This is a genomic window from Pseudomonas thivervalensis, from assembly GCF_001269655.1.
Classification (GTDB): Bacteria; Pseudomonadota; Gammaproteobacteria; order Pseudomonadales; family Pseudomonadaceae; genus Aquipseudomonas; species Aquipseudomonas thivervalensis.
In genome coordinates this window covers 81,499-96,633 of record NZ_LHVE01000019.1, presented here as the reverse complement: position 1 = coordinate 96,633, position 15,135 = coordinate 81,499, and the positions used below count along the sequence as shown (strand labels likewise).

Genomic DNA, 15,135 nt, shown 5'->3' with positions numbered 1-15,135 from the left:
TTTTAGCGTCACTCAATTTGCGAGGGCTTTATGGCTCGTACTACACCGATTAACCGCTACCGTAACATCGGTATCGTTGCTCACGTGGATGCTGGTAAAACCACCACCACCGAGCGCGTCCTTTTTTACACCGGCAAAAGTCACAAAATGGGCGAGGTGCATGACGGCGCCGCGACCACAGACTGGATGGTGCAGGAGCAGGAGCGTGGTATTACCATTACTTCTGCTGCTATCACCGCCTTCTGGAAAGGTTCCGAGAAGCAGTACCCGCACGAGCACCGCTTCAACGTTATCGATACCCCAGGCCACGTAGACTTCACCATTGAAGTTGAGCGTTCCCTGCGTGTGCTCGACGGCGCTGTCGTTGTGTTCTGCGGTACTTCAGGTGTTGAGCCTCAGTCGGAAACCGTATGGCGTCAGGCCAACAAATACGGCGTTCCACGTCTTGTTTACGTAAACAAGATGGACCGTGCTGGTGCCAACTTCCTGCGCGTGATCGCTCAGATCAAGCAGCGTCTGGGTCACACCCCGGTGCCGATCCAGTTGGCTATCGGTTCCGAAGACAACTTCCAGGGTCAGATCGATCTGATCAACATGCAAGCTGTCTACTGGAACGATTCCGACAAAGGCATGGTTCCTGTTCGCAAGGACATTCCTGCTGAATTGCTGGAAGAAGCCGAGAAGTGGCGTGGCAACATGGTTGAGGCTGCGGCCGAAGCCAACGAAGAGCTGATGAACAAGTACCTCGAGGGTGAAGAGCTCACCAACGAGGAAATCAAGGCCGCTCTGCGTCAGCGTACCATCGCTGGTGAGATCGTCTTGGCTGTTTGCGGTTCTTCCTTCAAGAACAAGGGGGTTCCCCTGGTTCTCGACGCCGTTATCGACTTCCTGCCTGCTCCAACCGACATTCCTGCTATCAAGGGTTCCAACCCGGATAACGAGGAAGAGGAAATGGAGCGTCACGCAAGTGATGACGAGCCTTTCGCGGCTTTGGCGTTCAAGATCGCTACCGACCCATTCGTGGGTACCTTGACCTTTGTTCGAGTTTACTCGGGCGTGTTGGCCTCCGGCGACGGCGTGATCAACTCGGTAAAAGGCAAGAAAGAGCGCGTGGGTCGTATGGTGCAAATGCACGCAAACGCCCGTGAAGAAATCAAGGAAGTACGCGCTGGCGACATCGCGGCCTTGATCGGCATGAAGGACGTCACCACGGGTGAAACCTTGTGCAACGCTGACAAGCCAATCATCCTGGTTCGCATGGACTTCCCGGAGCCGGTTATTTCGGTTGCCGTTGAGCCTAAGACCAAGGACGACCAGGAAAAAATGGGTATCGCTCTGGGCAAGCTTGCTCAGGAAGACCCGTCTTTCCGCGTCAAGACTGATGAAGAGACTGGTCAAACGATCATCTCCGGCATGGGCGAGTTGCACCTGGACATCCTGGTTGACCGGATGCGCCGTGAGTTCAACGTCGAAGCCAACATCGGTAAGCCTCAGGTTTCCTATCGTGAGCGCATCACGAAGAACTGTGAAATCGAAGGCAAGTTCGTTCGCCAATCCGGCGGTCGTGGCCAGTTCGGTCACTGCTGGATCCGTTTTGCGCCGGCTGACGAAGGTCAGGAAGGTCTGCAATTCGTGAACGAAGTCGTAGGTGGTGTGGTTCCTAAGGAATACATCCCGGCGATCCAGAAGGGTATCGAAGAGCAGATGAAGAACGGCGTTGTTGCCGGCTATCCGCTGATCGGCCTGAAGGCGACTGTGTTTGATGGTTCTTACCACGACGTCGACTCCAACGAGATGGCGTTCAAGGTGGCTGCTTCCATGGCAACCAAGCAACTGGCCCAGAAGGGCGGTGGTGAGTTGCTCGAGCCGATCATGGCAGTAGAAGTCGTTACGCCTGAAGACTACATGGGTGATGTCATGGGCGACCTTAACCGTCGTCGTGGCATGATTCTGGGTATGGAAGATACGGTTTCCGGCAAGGTAATTCGTGCCGAGGTTCCGTTGGGTGAAATGTTCGGTTACGCGACCGACGTTCGCTCCATGTCTCAGGGTCGCGCAAGCTACTCTATGGAATTCAAAAAATACAATACAGCTCCGTCGCATATCGTCGAGACTGTTACCAAAAAGCAAGGCTGATTCAGCCCTTTAGGCAAGGAGTTAATTGTCGTGGCTAAAGAAAAATTTGATCGTTCCCTACCGCACGTCAACGTTGGCACCATTGGTCACGTTGACCACGGTAAAACCACTCTGACTGCTGCTCTGACTCGCGTCTGCTCCGAAGTTTTCGGTTCGGCCGTTGTTGCTTTCGACAAAATCGACAGCGCTCCGGAAGAAAAGGCTCGTGGTATCACCATCAACACCGCGCACGTTGAGTACAACTCTTCGATTCGTCACTACGCTCACGTTGACTGCCCAGGTCACGCTGACTATGTGAAGAACATGATCACTGGTGCTGCCCAGATGGACGGCGCTATCCTGGTTTGCTCGGCCGCTGATGGTCCGATGCCACAAACCCGTGAGCACATCCTGCTGTCCCGTCAGGTAGGCGTTCCGTACATCGTTGTCTTTCTGAACAAGGCTGACATGGTTGACGACGCTGAGCTGCTGGAACTGGTTGAGATGGAAGTGCGCGATCTGCTGAGCACTTACGACTTCCCAGGCGATGACACTCCGATCATCATCGGTTCGGCTCTGATGGCTCTGAACGGCCAAGACGACAACGAAATGGGTACCACCGCTGTCAAGCGTCTGGTAGAAACTCTGGACAGCTACATCCCAGAGCCAGTTCGTGTTATCGACAAGCCGTTCCTGATGCCAATCGAAGACGTATTCTCGATCTCCGGTCGCGGTACTGTTGTGACTGGTCGTATCGAGCGCGGTATCGTCAAGGTTCAGGATCCACTGGAAATCGTAGGTCTGCGTGACACCACCGTCACCACCTGCACCGGTGTTGAAATGTTCCGTAAGCTGCTCGACGAAGGTCGTGCTGGCGAGAACTGCGGCGTTCTGCTGCGCGGTACCAAGCGTGACGACGTTGAGCGTGGCCAGGTTCTGGTTAAGCCAGGTTCGGTCAAGCCGCACACCAAGTTCGAAGCCGAAGTGTACGTTCTGAGCAAGGAAGAAGGCGGTCGTCACACTCCGTTCTTCAAAGGCTACCGTCCACAGTTCTACTTCCGGACCACTGACGTGACCGGTAACTGCGAACTGCCGGAAGGCGTTGAAATGGTAATGCCAGGCGACAACATCAAAATGGTTGTCACCCTGATCAAGACCATCGCAATGGAAGACGGTCTGCGTTTCGCTATCCGTGAAGGCGGTCGTACCGTCGGCGCCGGCGTCGTAGCCAAAATCATCGAGTAAGCTCTTTTTTGAGTCTGCTTCGATGAGTTGAAAAAGCCCCCGCCCAGCGGGGGCTTTTTTATTGAGTTGACACCTATCGGGGGCGTCTATAGAATTGCGCCTCCTTTTAACGGGCGTATTGCGCCCGGTGGGAATAGCAGCCGGAGTCTGAAATCCAATGCAAAATCAGCAAATCCGTATCAGGTTGAAGGCTTTTGACCATCGCCTGATCGACCAATCCACCCAGGAAATCGTGGAAACCGCGAAACGTACTGGTGCTCAAGTGCGTGGTCCAATTCCACTGCCTACCCGTAAAGAGCGGTTCACCGTTCTGGTCTCCCCGCACGTCAACAAAGACGCGCGTGACCAGTACGAGATCCGTACTCATAAGCGCGTTCTGGACATCGTCCAGCCAACGGATAAAACCGTTGATGCACTTATGAAGCTTGATCTTGCGGCCGGTGTGGAAGTGCAGATCAGCCTCGGCTAAGACTCGGTCTTAGTCGTGTAACGCTCTGAAATGGGCGGCCATAGCGGGTGAAAGCCCCGTACACTCATGAGGTTTACAACATGACTATTGGTGTAGTCGGTCGTAAATGCGGTATGACCCGTATTTTCACCGAAGAAGGTGTCTCCATTCCGGTCACGGTCATTGAGATCGAGCCGAATCGCGTCACCCAGTTCAAAACTGAAGAGACCGATGGCTATCGTGCAGTGCAAGTCACTGTCGGCGAGCGTCGTGCTTCGCGTGTAACAGCAGCTCAAGCTGGCCACTTCGCCAAGGCGAACGTAGCCGCTGGTCGTACCGTAATGGAATTCCGCCTTGAAGAAGGCGAGTACCAGGCCGGCGATCTGATCAACGCTGAAATCTTCGCCGCTGGCCAACTGGTTGATGTAACCGGTCAGTCCAAGGGTAAAGGCTTCCAGGGTACGATCAAGCGTTGGAACTTCCGCGGGCAAGATAACACCCACGGTAACTCCGTATCCCACCGCGTTCCAGGCTCTATCGGCCAGTGCCAGACTCCTGGTCGTGTATTCAAGGGCAAAAAAATGTCCGGTCATATGGGCGCTGAGCGCGTGACCGTGCAGTCCCTCGAAGTAGTGCGCGTGGACGCTGAACGCAATCTGTTGTTGGTCAAGGGCGCTGTTCCTGGCGCTACTGGCGGCAACTTGGTTGTACGTCCAGCAGCCAAGGCTCGCGGTTAAGGGGAAGCTGACATGCAATTAAATGTAAATGACGCTCAAGCGATCGAAGTTTCCGAACTGACATTTGGCGGCGAATTCAACGAGACGCTGGTTCACCAAGCAGTCGTGGCCTACATGGCCGGCGGCCGTCAAGGTAGCAAGCAGCAAAAGACCCGTTCCGACGTTTCTGGTGGCGGTAAGCGCCCATGGCGTCAGAAAGGTACTGGCCGTGCTCGTGCCGGTACTATCCGTAGCCCAATCTGGCGTGGCGGCGGTACCACTTTCGCAGCTCGTCCTCAGGATCACTCCCAGAAGCTGAACAAGAAGATGTACCGCGCAGCAATGCGTTCCATCCTTGCTGAGCTGGTGCGTACTGATCGTCTGGTCGTGGTTCAGGACTTCGCTGTTGAAGCACCGAAAACCAAAGATCTGCTGAACAAGCTGAACGGCATGGGCCTGACTGACGTCCTGATCGTGTCTGACGCTGTTGATCAGAACCTGTACCTGGCTGCTCGCAACCTGCCGCACGTCGATGTTCGTGACGTTCAAGGTTCCGATCCGGTCAGTCTGATCGCATACGACAAGGTGTTGATCACCGTGTCGGCCGTGAAGAAATTCGAGGAGCTGCTGGGATGAACCAGGAACGCGTATTTAAAGTTCTGCTTGGCCCGCACGTTTCCGAGAAGGCTACGGTTCTGGCAGACAAGAAAGGCCAGTTCGTTTTCAAGGTTGCGACCGACGCAACCAAGCTGGAAATCAAGAAGGCCGTCGAAAGCCTGTTCAGCGTGAAAGTAGAGCGCGTGACTACCCTGAACGTTCTGGGTAAAAGCAAGCGCACTGCTCGCGGTCTGGGCAAGCGTAATGACTGGAAGAAGGCAGTTATCTCCCTTCAGCCAGGCCAAGATCTCGATTTCAGCAGCAGTGCTGAGTAAGGAAGGGGTGCATCATGGCAATCGTTAAATGCAAACCGACTTCCCCTGGCCGCCGTTTTGTGGTCAAGGTGGTCAACCAGGAGCTGCATAAAGGCGCTCCTCACGCACCGCTGCTCGAGAAAAAATCGAAGTCTGGTGGTCGTAACAACAATGGCCGTATTACCACTCGTCACATCGGTGGTGGTCATAAGCAGCATTATCGTCTGGTCGACTTCCGTCGCAACGACAAGGATGGCATCGCTGCCACCGTCGAGCGTATCGAATACGATCCAAACCGTACTGCTCACATCGCTCTGCTGCTGTACGCAGATGGCGAGCGTCGCTACATCATCGCCCCTAAAGGCGTGAGTGCTGGCGACCAGCTGATCGCAGGTGCCCTGGCACCGATCAAGCCGGGCAACGCTCTGCAACTGCGTAACATTCCAGTTGGTAGCACCGTACACGGCATCGAATTGAAGCCAGGTAAAGGCGCACAGATCGCTCGTTCCGCTGGTGCTTCGGCTCAGCTGATCGCTCGTGAAGGTGTCTACGTGACCCTGCGTCTGCGTTCTGGTGAGATGCGTAAAGTACTGGCTGAATGCCGTGCGACCCTGGGCGAAGTCTCGAACTCCGAGCACAGCCTGCGTTCGTTGGGTAAAGCTGGTGCCAAGCGCTGGCGTGGCGTTCGCCCAACCGTTCGTGGTGTTGCCATGAACCCGGTTGACCACCCACATGGTGGTGGTGAAGGTCGTACCTCTGGTGGTCGTCATCCGGTATCGCCATGGGGCTTCCCGACTAAGGGCGCGAAGACTCGTGGTAATAAGCGTACCGACAAAATGATCGTCCGTCGTCGCAAGTAAATAGAGGGATACGACAGTGCCACGTTCTCTGAAAAAAGGTCCTTTTATTGATCTTCACCTACTGAAGAAGATCGAAGTGGCGGCGGAAAAGAACGATCGCAAACCAGTTAAGACCTGGTCGCGTCGTTCGATGATCCTGCCACAAATGGTCGGTCTGACCATCGCAGTACACAACGGTCGTCAACACGTCCCAGTTCTCGTGAACGAAGACATGGTCGGCCACAAACTGGGCGAGTTCGCCGGTACCCGCACTTATCGCGGGCACGTGGCAGACAAGAAAGCCAAGCGTTAAGGGGTTAGGAAATGGAAGTAGCCGCTAAGTTGTCGGGCGCTCGAATCTCCGCCCAGAAAGCCCGCTTGGTCGCCGACCAGATCCGCGGGAAGAAGGTGGGCGAAGCGCTCAACCTGTTGGCTTTCAGCAGTAAGAAAGCCGCCGAGATCATGAAGAAAGTGCTGGAGTCGGCCGTAGCCAACGCCGAGCATAACGAAGGCGCAGACGTTGATGACCTGAAGGTCAGCACCGTTTTCGTCAACGAAGGGCGTTCGCTGAAGCGCATCATGCCACGTGCCAAAGGCCGTGCTGATCGCATCGTCAAGCGGTCTTGCCATATCACTGTCAAGGTTGCTGACAAGTAACGGAGTCGAAGAGATGGGTCAGAAAGTACATCCCATTGGCATTCGCCTGGGAATCGTCAAGGAGCACACCTCCGTCTGGTACGCAGACGGTCGGACTTATGCGGACTACTTGTTCGCTGATCTGAAGGTGCGTGAGTATCTCCAAGACAAACTAAAAAGCGCGTCCGTAAGCCGTATCGATATCCATCGTCCGGCTCAGACTGCACGTATCACCATCCACACCGCTCGTCCAGGTATCGTTATCGGGAAGAAAGGTGAAGATGTTGAGAAACTGCGTCAGGACCTGACCAAGCAAATGGGTGTGCCTGTGCACATCAATATCGAAGAGATCCGCAAGCCGGAGCTCGACGGTATGCTGGTTGCGCAGAGCGTAGCTCAGCAGCTGGAGCGTCGCGTCATGTTCCGTCGCGCTATGAAGCGCGCTGTACAGAACGCCATGCGCATTGGTGCCAAAGGCATCAAAATCCAAGTGAGCGGTCGTCTCGGCGGTGCTGAAATCGCACGTACTGAATGGTATCGCGAAGGTCGTGTGCCACTGCACACCCTGCGTGCCGACATCGACTATGCCAACTACGAAGCTCACACCACCTACGGTGTGATCGGTGTAAAGGTTTGGATCTTCAAAGGCGAAGTAATTGGTGGTCGCCAAGAAGAACTGAAGCCACAAGCACCAGCGCCTCGTAAAAAAGCTGCTAAGTAAGGGGTACGCCAAATGTTGCAACCAAAGCGTACGAAGTTCCGCAAGCAAATGACCGGTCACAACCGTGGCCTGGCATTGCGCGGTAGCAAAGTCAGCTTCGGCGAGTTCGCGCTGAAGTCTGTTGCTCGTGGTCGTCTCACCGCTCGTCAGATCGAGTCAGCGCGTCGTGCTCTGACCCGTCACGTAAAACGTGGCGGCAAGATCTGGATCCGTGTATTCCCGGACAAGCCTGTCACCAAGAAGCCACTCGAAGTTCGGATGGGTAAAGGTAAGGGTAACGTGGAGTACTGGGTTGCCCAGATTCAGCCAGGCAAAGTCCTGTATGAAATCGAGGGTGTTTCTGAAGAGCTGGCGCGTGAGGCTTTCGCCCTGGCTGCTGCAAAGCTGCCGCTCGCCACCTCCTTTGTTAAACGGACGGTGATGTGATGAAAGCGAATGAACTTCGTGAAAAATCAGCACAGCAGCTGAACGAGCAACTGCTCGGCCTGCTGCGCGACCAGTTCAATCTGCGTATGCAGAAAGCAACTGGCCAGTTGGGGCAGTCTCATCTGCTCTCGCAAGTTAAGCGTGACATCGCTCGCGTGAAAACTGTGCTCAACCAGCAGGCAGGTAAGTAATCATGGCTGAAGCCGAAAAAACTGTCCGTACGCTGACTGGCCGTGTTGTCAGCGACAAGATGGACAAAACCATCACCGTTCTGATCGAGCGTCGCGTTAAGCACCCGATCTACGGTAAATACGTTAAGCGTTCGACTAAGCTGCACGCGCACGACGAAACCAATCAGTGCCACATCGGCGACAAAGTCACTATTCGTGAAACTCGTCCGATGGCCAAGACCAAGTCTTGGGCGCTGGTTGATGTTCTCGAACGCGCTGTGGAAGTCTAAGGGCTAGGGGTCGGAGAAATTATATGATTCAGACTCAATCCATGCTCGATGTGGCCGATAACAGCGGCGCTCGCCGTGTTATGTGCATCAAGGTGCTGGGTGGCTCCCATCGTCGTTACGCTGGTATCGGTGACATCATCAAGGTTACCGTCAAGGAAGCAATTCCTCGCGGTAAGGTGAAAAAAGGCCAAGTGATGACTGCTGTCGTAGTCCGCACTCGCCATGGCGTTCGTCGTGCTGACGGCTCCATCATCCGCTTTGATGGCAACGCTGCTGTTCTGTTGAACAACAAGCAAGAGCCGATCGGCACCCGTATCTTTGGGCCAGTGACCCGTGAACTTCGTACTGAGAAGTTCATGAAGATCGTCTCGCTCGCCCCAGAAGTGCTGTAAGGAGATCCGACATGCAAAAGATTCGTCGTGACGACGAGATCATCGTGATCGCCGGCAAAGACAAAGGTAAGCGCGGTAAGGTGCTGAAGGTTCTTGCTGACAACCGTCTGGTTGTGGGTGGTCTGAACCTGGTCAAGCGTCATACCAAGCCTAACCCGATGTCGGGCGTACAGGGCGGTATCGTCGAGAAAGAAGCGCCACTGCACGCTTCCAACGTCGCCATCTTCAACGGCGAAACCAACAAGGCTGACCGCGTTGGTTTCAAAGTAGAAGACGGTAAGAAAATTCGTGTCTTCAAGTCGACCCAAAAAGCGGTTGATGCTTGAACACTGCTAGGTAGAAGACCATGGCACGACTAAAAGAGATTTACCGGAAGGAAATCGCACCGAAACTTAAGGAAGAACTTAAGCTTTCGAACGTGATGGAAGTTCCGCGCGTTACCAAAATCACCCTGAACATGGGTCTGGGCGAAGCGATCGGCGACAAAAAAGTCATCGAGCACGCTGTTGCTGACCTGGAAAAGATCACCGGTCAGAAAGTCGTCGTGACTTACGCTCGGAAATCCATCGCTGGCTTTAAAGTCCGTGAAGGTTGGCCGATCGGCGTCAAAGTGACCCTGCGCCGTGAGCGTATGTACGAGTTCCTGGATCGTCTGCTGTCGATCTCCCTGCCTCGGGTTCGCGACTTCCGCGGCCTGAATGCCAAGTCCTTCGATGGTCGTGGCAACTACAGCATGGGCGTTAAAGAGCAGATCATTTTCCCGGAAATCGATTACGACAAGATCGACGCTCTCCGCGGTCTGGACATTACCCTGACCACCACTGCTCGGACGGATGATGAAGGTCGCGCACTGCTGCGCGCTTTCAAATTCCCGTTCCGCAACTGATTGGAGTAGGAAAATGGCCAAGAAGAGCATGAAGAACCGTGAGCTGAAGCGTCAGCTCACCGTTGCCAAGTACGCCACCAAGCGTGCAGCGCTGAAAGCTATCATCGTTGATCTGAACGCAAGTCCAGAAGCGCGTTGGGAAGCTACCGTAGCCCTGCAGAAGCAGCCACGTGACGCAAGCGCCTCGCGCATGCGTAACCGCTGCCGCCTGACTGGTCGTCCGCACGGCGTGTACCGCAAGTTCGGCCTTGGCCGTAACATGCTGCGTCAAGCTGCAATGCGTGGTGACGTTCCAGGTCTGGTTAAAGCCAGCTGGTAAGCACTGTCAAAGTCACGGCGTTCGGGATCGCAAGATCCTGACCGCCGGTGACCTTGAACTTGAATCAAGCCCCTATTGGGGCTTGATTCATTTGTGGGGTGTGTCTAGAATACCCGGCTCGCCTGAGCCCGTGTTTTTATTGCACGGATGCGCTCGGCGACACGTACTAGCCGAAAGGCTAATTTTTTGTGTATTAGGAGCGTCTAGCCCATGAGTATGCAGGACCCGTTAGCGGACATGCTAACTCGTATCCGTAATGCCCAGATGGCTGAAAAGTCCGTCGTAAGCATGCCATCTTCTACTTTGAAGGTAGCTGTTGCCAAAGTCCTGAAGGACGAAGGTTACATTGCGGGTTATCAGATCAGCAGCGAAATCAAGCCTCTGCTGTCCATCGAGCTGAAGTACTTCGAAGGCCGTCCGGTCATCGAGGAAGTGAAGCGCGTTAGCCGTCCAGGCCTGCGTCAGTACAAGTCCGTCGATGATCTGCCAAAAGTTCGTGGCGGTCTCGGTGTGTCTATCGTCTCCACCAACAAGGGTGTGATGACGGATCGTGCTGCGCGCGCTGCCGGTGTCGGCGGCGAAGTTCTTTGCACTGTGTTCTAAGGGGGGATAAGCATGTCACGCGTCGCTAAGAACCCCGTTAAGCTGCCAGCCGGTGTCGAAGTCAAATTCGCAGGCCAACAGCTTTCGGTGAAGGGTGCCAAGGGCACTCTGCAACTGAACATCCATTCGTCCGTTGAGATCGTTGAAGAAGCTGGTGAGCTGCGTTTCGCTGCTCGCAATGGCGATCAACAGACTCGCGCAATGGCTGGTACCACTCGTGCGTTGGTAAACAACATGGTCCAAGGCGTAAGCCAAGGCTTCGAGCGCAAGCTCCAGCTGGTCGGTGTTGGTTACAAAGCGCAAGCAAAAGGCACAGTGCTGAACCTGGCTCTTGGCTTCTCGCACCCAGTGGATTATGAACTGCCGGAAGGCATCACCGCTGAGACTCCTAGCCAGACCGATATCCTGATCCGGGGTATCGACAAGCAGCTGGTAGGTCAAGTGGCCGCCGAGATCCGCGACTTCCGTCCACCAGAGCCGTACAAAGGCAAAGGTGTGCGCTACGCGGACGAAGTCGTCCGTCGTAAAGAAGCCAAGAAGAAGTAGGGCATAGCAAATGACCGACAAAAAAGTTACTCGACTGCGTCGCGCTCGCAAAGCACGCCTGAAAATGCACGAACTCGAAGTCGTGCGTCTCTGCGTGTTCCGCTCGTCGCAGCACATCTACGCCCAGGTCATTTCGGCCGACGGCAACAAAGTCCTGGCAAGTGCCTCGACTTTGGATAAAGAACTGCGTGATGGCGCCACTGGCAACATCGACGCGGCCACTAAGGTTGGCCAGCTGGTCGCTACGCGTGCTAAAGCCGCTGGCGTCTCGCAGGTGGCTTTCGACCGCTCTGGCTTCAAGTACCACGGCCGCGTCAAGGCGCTGGCTGATGCTGCTCGTGAAGCTGGGCTGGAGTTCTAAGTTATGTCAAATAACGACCAAAAGCGCGACGAAGGCTACATCGAGAAGCTGGTTCAAGTTAACCGCGTAGCCAAAACCGTTAAAGGCGGCCGTATCTTCACTTTCACCGCGTTGACCGTGGTGGGTGATGGTAAAGGCCGTGTTGGCTTCGGCCGTGGCAAGTCGCGTGAAGTGCCTGCTGCGATCCAGAAGGCAATGGAAGCTGCTCGCCGCAACATGATCCAGGTTGATCTGAACGGCACCACTCTGCAGTACGCAATGAAGTCCGCCCATGGCGCTTCGAAGGTGTACATGCAGCCTGCTTCTGAAGGTACCGGTATCATCGCTGGCGGCGCTATGCGTGCTGTCCTCGAAGTTGCTGGCGTTCAGAACGTTCTGGCCAAGTGCTACGGCTCGACTAACCCGGTAAACGTGGTTCACGCCACTTTCAAGGGTTTGAAAGCAATGCAGTCTCCTGAATCCATTGCCGCCAAGCGTGGCAAAAGCGTCAAGGAGATCTTCTGATCATGGCTACCGTAAAAGTAACGCTGATCAAAAGCATGACCGGCCGCATCCCTAACCACAAACTGTGCGTTAAGGGTCTGGGTCTGCGTCGCATCGGTCACACTGTAGAAGTCCTGGATACTCCCGAGAATCGCGGGATGATCAACAAGGCCTACTACATGCTGCGTGTCGAGGGTTAATCGATGAAACTCAATGATCTGAGTCCAGCGCCGGGTTCCCGTCGCGAAAAGCATCGTCCGGGCCGTGGTATCGGTAGTGGTTTGGGCAAGACCGGTGGCCGTGGCCACAAAGGTCAGACCTCCCGCTCCGGTGGCACCATCGCTCCAGGCTTTGAAGGCGGTCAACAGCCGCTGCATCGTCGCCTGCCGAAGTTCGGTTTCGTTTCCCTGAAAGCCATGGACCGCGCAGAAGTGCGTCTGTCCGAGCTGGCCAAAGTGGACGGCGACATCGTCACCGTGCAGTCCCTGAAGGATGCCAACGTGATCAACCAGAACGTTCAGCGTGTGAAAATCATGCTGTCGGGCGAAGTTGCTCGTGCTGTCACCATCGGAAAGGGAATCGGCGCCACCAAAGGTGCGCGTGCGGCTATCGAAGCAGCTGGCGGCAAGTTCGAGGAATAAATGGCTAAGCAAGGTGCTCTCTCTGCGCTCGGCAAAGGCGGTATGTCTGAACTCTGGGCTCGTCTGCGTTTTCTGTTCCTGGCGATTATCGTCTACCGAATAGGCGCACACATCCCGGTTCCAGGTATCAACCCGGACCGACTCGCGGACCTGTTTCGACAGAATGAGGGGACCATTCTTAGCTTGTTCAACATGTTTTCCGGCGGCGCGCTGGAGCGGATGAGCATTTTTGCACTGGGGATCATGCCGTACATTTCGGCATCGATCATCATGCAACTGATGTCCGCTGTCAGCCCGCAGCTGGAGCAGTTGAAGAAGGAAGGTGAAGCTGGCCGTCGCAAGATCAGCCAGTACACCCGCTACCTCACTGTCGTCCTCGCTCTCGTTCAGGCTATTGGCATGTCCATCGGCTTGGCGGGGCAGGGCGTAGCGTTCACTGGTGACTTTGGCTTCCATTTCGTCGCGGTAACCACTTTTGTGGCGGGTGCGATGTTCATGATGTGGCTGGGTGAGCAGATTACTGAGCGTGGTGTTGGCAACGGTATCTCGATGTTGATCTTCGCAGGTATCGTCGCCGGTCTTCCGAGAGCGATCGGGCAGTCTTTCGAGTCTGCGCGTCAGGGTGATATCAACATTTTTGCCCTGGTTGCCATCGGTTTGCTGGCAGTAGCGATCATCGGTTTCGTGGTGTTCATTGAGCGTGGCCAGCGTCGTATTGCTGTTCACTACGCCAAGCGTCAGCAGGGCCGCAAGGTATTTGCTGCGCAGACCAGCCACTTGCCGTTGAAGGTGAACATGGCCGGCGTTATCCCGGCTATTTTCGCGAGCAGCATCTTGCTGTTCCCGGCTTCGTTGGGTGCCTGGTTCGGCCAGTCTGAAGGTATGGGCTGGTTGCAGGACATCTCGCAGTCGATCGCTCCTGGTCAGCCGTTGAATATTCTGCTGTTTAGTGCAGGGATTATTTTCTTCTGCTTCTTCTATACGGCGTTGATGTTCAATCCGAAAGACGTAGCGGAAAACCTGAAGAAGTCCGGTGCCTTTATTCCGGGCATCCGTCCAGGTGAGCAGTCGGCGCGCTACATTGATGGCGTTCTGACTCGTTTGACCTTGTTCGGTGCTCTTTACATGACGGCCGTCTGCTTGCTTCCCCAGTTCCTGGTGGTTGCGGCAAACGTACCGTTCTACCTTGGCGGGACCTCGTTGCTGATCGTGGTCGTGGTTGTGATGGACTTCATGTCCCAAGTACAATCGCACCTCGTTTCGCACCAGTACGAATCCCTGATGAAGAAAGCCAACCTGAAGGGCTACGGCAGCGGCATGTTGCGCTGAGTAGCGTCCATAAGGTTCGAGGAGTTGGTGATGAAAGTTCGTGCATCGGTGAAAAAGCTGTGCCGTAACTGCAAGATTATTCGCCGCGAAGGTGTTGTTCGGGTAATTTGCAGCGCGGAACCGCGTCACAAACAGCGCCAAGGCTGAGTGTGATTGTGCTTTAAGCCCGGCAGCTAGTGCGCTGCCGGGTTGATTATTTGTTATTACAGCGATATTATCTCGCGCCCTATTTCTTGGCTTCCGGGGCGTAGGTAGCTGTCAATTGGAGTCCCACTGAATGGCCCGTATTGCAGGCGTCAACATTCCAGATAACAAGCATACTGTTATCTCGCTGACCTACATCTATGGTGTTGGTCGCACTACTGCACAGAAAATTTGTGCAGTGACTGGGGTCAACCCAGCGGCAAAGATCAAAGATCTGAGCGACGAGCAAATTGAACAGCTGCGTGGCGAAGTGGCGAAGTTCACCACTGAAGGTGACCTGCGTCGCGAAATCAACATGAAAATCAAGCGCTTGATGGACCTCGGTTGCTATCGCGGTCTGCGTCATCGTCGTGGTCTGCCAGTACGCGGTCAGCGTACCAAGACCAACGCGCGTACCCGTAAAGGTCCGCGTAAGCCGATCCGCAAGTAATCGCCCCAGCGAATCGACAGGAATTTAATCATGGCAAAACCTGCTGCTCGTCCTCGTAAAAAAGTTAAAAAGACAGTGGTTGATGGCATCGCCCACATCCATGCTTCTTTTAACAACACCATCGTGACCATTACCGACCGTCAAGGTAACGCTCTTTCCTGGGCTACCTCCGGTGGTTCGGGTTTCCGCGGTTCCCGCAAGTCCACCCCGTTCGCTGCTCAAGTAGCTGCCGAGCGTGCTGGTCAAGCTGCGCTGGAATACGGCCTGAAAAACCTCGACGTCAACGTCAAAGGTCCAGGTCCAGGTCGTGAATCCGCAGTCCGCGCTTTGAACGGCTGTGGCTACAAGATCGCCAGCATCACCGACGTGACGCCAATCCCGCACAACGGGTGCCGTCCGCCGAAGAAGCGCCGCGTGTAATCCA

At 55.0% G+C, this 15,135-nt stretch carries 27 protein-coding genes; all 27 read left to right on the top strand.

The window, feature by feature from the left end:
- Positions 1 to 30 precede the first annotated feature (30 nt).
- Positions 31 to 2,136: an elongation factor G gene (fusA, locus tag AD659_RS24910; RefSeq protein ID WP_053125865.1), complete on the top strand. Its 2,106-nt coding sequence runs from the start codon at positions 31 to 33 to the stop codon at positions 2,134 to 2,136.
- Between the two features lie 30 nt (positions 2,137 to 2,166).
- Positions 2,167 to 3,360, top strand: coding sequence for an elongation factor Tu (tuf, locus tag AD659_RS24905; protein ID WP_003186071.1), 1,194 nt, complete (start codon positions 2,167 to 2,169; stop codon positions 3,358 to 3,360).
- A 157-nt stretch (positions 3,361 to 3,517) separates the two neighbouring features.
- Positions 3,518 to 3,829 (top strand): 30S ribosomal protein S10, encoded by a 312-nt coding sequence (rpsJ, locus tag AD659_RS24900; RefSeq protein WP_003186070.1) that lies wholly within the window; start codon positions 3,518 to 3,520, stop codon positions 3,827 to 3,829.
- A gap of 80 nt (positions 3,830 to 3,909) precedes the next feature.
- Positions 3,910 to 4,545: a 50S ribosomal protein L3 gene (rplC, locus tag AD659_RS24895; RefSeq protein WP_003186059.1), complete on the top strand. Its 636-nt coding sequence runs from the start codon at positions 3,910 to 3,912 to the stop codon at positions 4,543 to 4,545.
- A gap of 12 nt (positions 4,546 to 4,557) precedes the next feature.
- Positions 4,558 to 5,160, top strand: a complete 603-nt coding sequence (gene rplD / locus AD659_RS24890; RefSeq protein ID WP_003186057.1) for a 50S ribosomal protein L4 — start codon at positions 4,558 to 4,560, stop codon at positions 5,158 to 5,160.
- Positions 5,157 to 5,456: a 50S ribosomal protein L23 gene (gene rplW / locus AD659_RS24885; RefSeq protein ID WP_002555488.1), complete on the top strand. Its 300-nt coding sequence runs from the start codon at positions 5,157 to 5,159 to the stop codon at positions 5,454 to 5,456. The genes rplD and rplW overlap by 4 nt, the downstream gene beginning before the upstream one ends.
- Positions 5,457 to 5,470: 14 nt before the next feature.
- Entirely contained in the window at positions 5,471 to 6,295 is an 825-nt protein-coding gene (rplB, locus tag AD659_RS24880; RefSeq protein ID WP_003186055.1) for a 50S ribosomal protein L2, read from the top strand.
- 16 nt (positions 6,296 to 6,311) lie between these two features.
- A complete protein-coding gene (rpsS, locus tag AD659_RS24875; RefSeq protein ID WP_002555486.1) occupies positions 6,312 to 6,587 on the top strand; it encodes a 30S ribosomal protein S19 in 276 nt (91 codons plus the stop codon).
- Between the two features lie 11 nt (positions 6,588 to 6,598).
- On the top strand, positions 6,599 to 6,931 hold the full coding sequence (rplV, locus tag AD659_RS24870) for a 50S ribosomal protein L22 (protein WP_003103908.1): 333 nt from the start codon (positions 6,599 to 6,601) through the stop codon (positions 6,929 to 6,931).
- A gap of 13 nt (positions 6,932 to 6,944) precedes the next feature.
- Positions 6,945 to 7,631 carry a 30S ribosomal protein S3 gene (gene rpsC, locus AD659_RS24865; protein ID WP_003176422.1) on the top strand — a complete coding sequence of 229 codons (687 nt, stop codon included), beginning with the start codon at positions 6,945 to 6,947 and terminating at the stop codon, positions 7,629 to 7,631.
- Positions 7,632 to 7,643: 12 nt separating this feature from the next.
- Positions 7,644 to 8,057 carry a 50S ribosomal protein L16 gene (gene rplP / locus AD659_RS24860; RefSeq protein WP_003186052.1) on the top strand — a complete coding sequence of 138 codons (414 nt, stop codon included), beginning with the start codon at positions 7,644 to 7,646 and terminating at the stop codon, positions 8,055 to 8,057.
- Positions 8,057 to 8,248, top strand: coding sequence for a 50S ribosomal protein L29 (gene rpmC / locus AD659_RS24855; protein ID WP_002555481.1), 192 nt, complete (start codon positions 8,057 to 8,059; stop codon positions 8,246 to 8,248). Before rplP ends, rpmC begins: the two co-directional genes overlap by 1 nt.
- Before the next feature lie 2 nt (positions 8,249 to 8,250).
- On the top strand, positions 8,251 to 8,517 hold the full coding sequence (gene rpsQ, locus AD659_RS24850; protein ID WP_003194644.1) for a 30S ribosomal protein S17: 267 nt from the start codon (positions 8,251 to 8,253) through the stop codon (positions 8,515 to 8,517).
- 23 nt (positions 8,518 to 8,540) lie between these two features.
- Complete coding sequence (gene rplN, locus AD659_RS24845) at positions 8,541 to 8,909, top strand: 50S ribosomal protein L14 (RefSeq protein ID WP_002555479.1); 369 nt, start codon at positions 8,541 to 8,543, stop codon at positions 8,907 to 8,909.
- 11 nt (positions 8,910 to 8,920) lie between these two features.
- Entirely contained in the window at positions 8,921 to 9,235 is a 315-nt protein-coding gene (gene rplX, locus AD659_RS24840; RefSeq protein WP_003186046.1) for a 50S ribosomal protein L24, read from the top strand.
- A 20-nt stretch (positions 9,236 to 9,255) separates the two neighbouring features.
- Positions 9,256 to 9,795 (top strand): 50S ribosomal protein L5, encoded by a 540-nt coding sequence (gene rplE / locus AD659_RS24835; protein ID WP_003186044.1) that lies wholly within the window; start codon positions 9,256 to 9,258, stop codon positions 9,793 to 9,795.
- A gap of 13 nt (positions 9,796 to 9,808) precedes the next feature.
- Positions 9,809 to 10,114 carry a 30S ribosomal protein S14 gene (gene rpsN / locus AD659_RS24830; protein ID WP_003186042.1) on the top strand — a complete coding sequence of 102 codons (306 nt, stop codon included), beginning with the start codon at positions 9,809 to 9,811 and terminating at the stop codon, positions 10,112 to 10,114.
- Between the two features lie 210 nt (positions 10,115 to 10,324).
- Entirely contained in the window at positions 10,325 to 10,717 is a 393-nt protein-coding gene (gene rpsH, locus AD659_RS24825) for a 30S ribosomal protein S8 (RefSeq protein WP_003186040.1), read from the top strand.
- 12 nt (positions 10,718 to 10,729) lie between these two features.
- Positions 10,730 to 11,263 carry a 50S ribosomal protein L6 gene (rplF, locus tag AD659_RS24820; protein ID WP_053125864.1) on the top strand — a complete coding sequence of 178 codons (534 nt, stop codon included), beginning with the start codon at positions 10,730 to 10,732 and terminating at the stop codon, positions 11,261 to 11,263.
- A 10-nt stretch (positions 11,264 to 11,273) separates the two neighbouring features.
- Positions 11,274 to 11,624, top strand: a complete 351-nt coding sequence (gene rplR / locus AD659_RS24815; RefSeq protein ID WP_003186037.1) for a 50S ribosomal protein L18 — start codon at positions 11,274 to 11,276, stop codon at positions 11,622 to 11,624.
- A 3-nt stretch (positions 11,625 to 11,627) separates the two neighbouring features.
- The gene (gene rpsE, locus AD659_RS24810) at positions 11,628 to 12,128 is read left to right on the top strand and encodes a 30S ribosomal protein S5 (protein ID WP_003186035.1); all 501 of its coding nucleotides are present in this window, start codon (positions 11,628 to 11,630) and stop codon (positions 12,126 to 12,128) included.
- A 2-nt stretch (positions 12,129 to 12,130) separates the two neighbouring features.
- Positions 12,131 to 12,307 (top strand): 50S ribosomal protein L30, encoded by a 177-nt coding sequence (rpmD, locus tag AD659_RS24805; protein WP_003186033.1) that lies wholly within the window; start codon positions 12,131 to 12,133, stop codon positions 12,305 to 12,307.
- A gap of 3 nt (positions 12,308 to 12,310) precedes the next feature.
- Positions 12,311 to 12,748, top strand: a complete 438-nt coding sequence (gene rplO / locus AD659_RS24800) for a 50S ribosomal protein L15 (protein WP_003186032.1) — start codon at positions 12,311 to 12,313, stop codon at positions 12,746 to 12,748.
- Positions 12,749 to 14,077 carry a preprotein translocase subunit SecY gene (gene secY, locus AD659_RS24795; RefSeq protein ID WP_053125863.1) on the top strand — a complete coding sequence of 443 codons (1,329 nt, stop codon included), beginning with the start codon at positions 12,749 to 12,751 and terminating at the stop codon, positions 14,075 to 14,077.
- Positions 14,078 to 14,107: 30 nt separating this feature from the next.
- Positions 14,108 to 14,224, top strand: coding sequence for a 50S ribosomal protein L36 (rpmJ, locus tag AD659_RS29555; RefSeq protein ID WP_002555468.1), 117 nt, complete (start codon positions 14,108 to 14,110; stop codon positions 14,222 to 14,224).
- A gap of 130 nt (positions 14,225 to 14,354) precedes the next feature.
- The gene (gene rpsM, locus AD659_RS24790) at positions 14,355 to 14,711 is read left to right on the top strand and encodes a 30S ribosomal protein S13 (protein WP_003186020.1); all 357 of its coding nucleotides are present in this window, start codon (positions 14,355 to 14,357) and stop codon (positions 14,709 to 14,711) included.
- 30 nt (positions 14,712 to 14,741) lie between these two features.
- Positions 14,742 to 15,131 (top strand): 30S ribosomal protein S11, encoded by a 390-nt coding sequence (gene rpsK / locus AD659_RS24785; RefSeq protein WP_002555466.1) that lies wholly within the window; start codon positions 14,742 to 14,744, stop codon positions 15,129 to 15,131.
- The last annotated feature ends 4 nt before the right edge of the window (positions 15,132 to 15,135 follow it).

What these genes read in the sequence shown, in the direction of transcription:
- fusA (WP_053125865.1), top strand. Translation starts at nt 31, where the DNA reads ATGGCTCGTACTACACCGATTAACCGCTACCGTAACATCGGTATCGTT.
- rpsK (WP_002555466.1), top strand. Translation starts at nt 14,742, where the DNA reads ATGGCAAAACCTGCTGCTCGTCCTCGTAAAAAAGTTAAAAAGACAGTG.
- rplX (WP_003186046.1), top strand. Translation starts at nt 8,921, where the DNA reads ATGCAAAAGATTCGTCGTGACGACGAGATCATCGTGATCGCCGGCAAA.
- rpsJ (WP_003186070.1), top strand. Translation starts at nt 3,518, where the DNA reads ATGCAAAATCAGCAAATCCGTATCAGGTTGAAGGCTTTTGACCATCGC.
- rplO (WP_003186032.1), top strand. Translation starts at nt 12,311, where the DNA reads ATGAAACTCAATGATCTGAGTCCAGCGCCGGGTTCCCGTCGCGAAAAG.
- rplE (WP_003186044.1), top strand. Translation starts at nt 9,256, where the DNA reads ATGGCACGACTAAAAGAGATTTACCGGAAGGAAATCGCACCGAAACTT.
- rplB (WP_003186055.1), top strand. Translation starts at nt 5,471, where the DNA reads ATGGCAATCGTTAAATGCAAACCGACTTCCCCTGGCCGCCGTTTTGTG.
- rpsM (WP_003186020.1), top strand. Translation starts at nt 14,355, where the DNA reads ATGGCCCGTATTGCAGGCGTCAACATTCCAGATAACAAGCATACTGTT.
- rplN (WP_002555479.1), top strand. Translation starts at nt 8,541, where the DNA reads ATGATTCAGACTCAATCCATGCTCGATGTGGCCGATAACAGCGGCGCT.
- rplW (WP_002555488.1), top strand. Translation starts at nt 5,157, where the DNA reads ATGAACCAGGAACGCGTATTTAAAGTTCTGCTTGGCCCGCACGTTTCC.
- rplP (WP_003186052.1), top strand. Translation starts at nt 7,644, where the DNA reads ATGTTGCAACCAAAGCGTACGAAGTTCCGCAAGCAAATGACCGGTCAC.
- rpmD (WP_003186033.1), top strand. Translation starts at nt 12,131, where the DNA reads ATGGCTACCGTAAAAGTAACGCTGATCAAAAGCATGACCGGCCGCATC.
- rpmC (WP_002555481.1), top strand. Translation starts at nt 8,057, where the DNA reads ATGAAAGCGAATGAACTTCGTGAAAAATCAGCACAGCAGCTGAACGAG.
- rplC (WP_003186059.1), top strand. Translation starts at nt 3,910, where the DNA reads ATGACTATTGGTGTAGTCGGTCGTAAATGCGGTATGACCCGTATTTTC.
- rpmJ (WP_002555468.1), top strand. Translation starts at nt 14,108, where the DNA reads ATGAAAGTTCGTGCATCGGTGAAAAAGCTGTGCCGTAACTGCAAGATT.
- rplD (WP_003186057.1), top strand. Translation starts at nt 4,558, where the DNA reads ATGCAATTAAATGTAAATGACGCTCAAGCGATCGAAGTTTCCGAACTG.
- rplF (WP_053125864.1), top strand. Translation starts at nt 10,730, where the DNA reads ATGTCACGCGTCGCTAAGAACCCCGTTAAGCTGCCAGCCGGTGTCGAA.
- secY (WP_053125863.1), top strand. Translation starts at nt 12,749, where the DNA reads ATGGCTAAGCAAGGTGCTCTCTCTGCGCTCGGCAAAGGCGGTATGTCT.
- rpsE (WP_003186035.1), top strand. Translation starts at nt 11,628, where the DNA reads ATGTCAAATAACGACCAAAAGCGCGACGAAGGCTACATCGAGAAGCTG.
- rplV (WP_003103908.1), top strand. Translation starts at nt 6,599, where the DNA reads ATGGAAGTAGCCGCTAAGTTGTCGGGCGCTCGAATCTCCGCCCAGAAA.
- rplR (WP_003186037.1), top strand. Translation starts at nt 11,274, where the DNA reads ATGACCGACAAAAAAGTTACTCGACTGCGTCGCGCTCGCAAAGCACGC.
- rpsN (WP_003186042.1), top strand. Translation starts at nt 9,809, where the DNA reads ATGGCCAAGAAGAGCATGAAGAACCGTGAGCTGAAGCGTCAGCTCACC.
- rpsH (WP_003186040.1), top strand. Translation starts at nt 10,325, where the DNA reads ATGAGTATGCAGGACCCGTTAGCGGACATGCTAACTCGTATCCGTAAT.
- rpsC (WP_003176422.1), top strand. Translation starts at nt 6,945, where the DNA reads ATGGGTCAGAAAGTACATCCCATTGGCATTCGCCTGGGAATCGTCAAG.
- rpsQ (WP_003194644.1), top strand. Translation starts at nt 8,251, where the DNA reads ATGGCTGAAGCCGAAAAAACTGTCCGTACGCTGACTGGCCGTGTTGTC.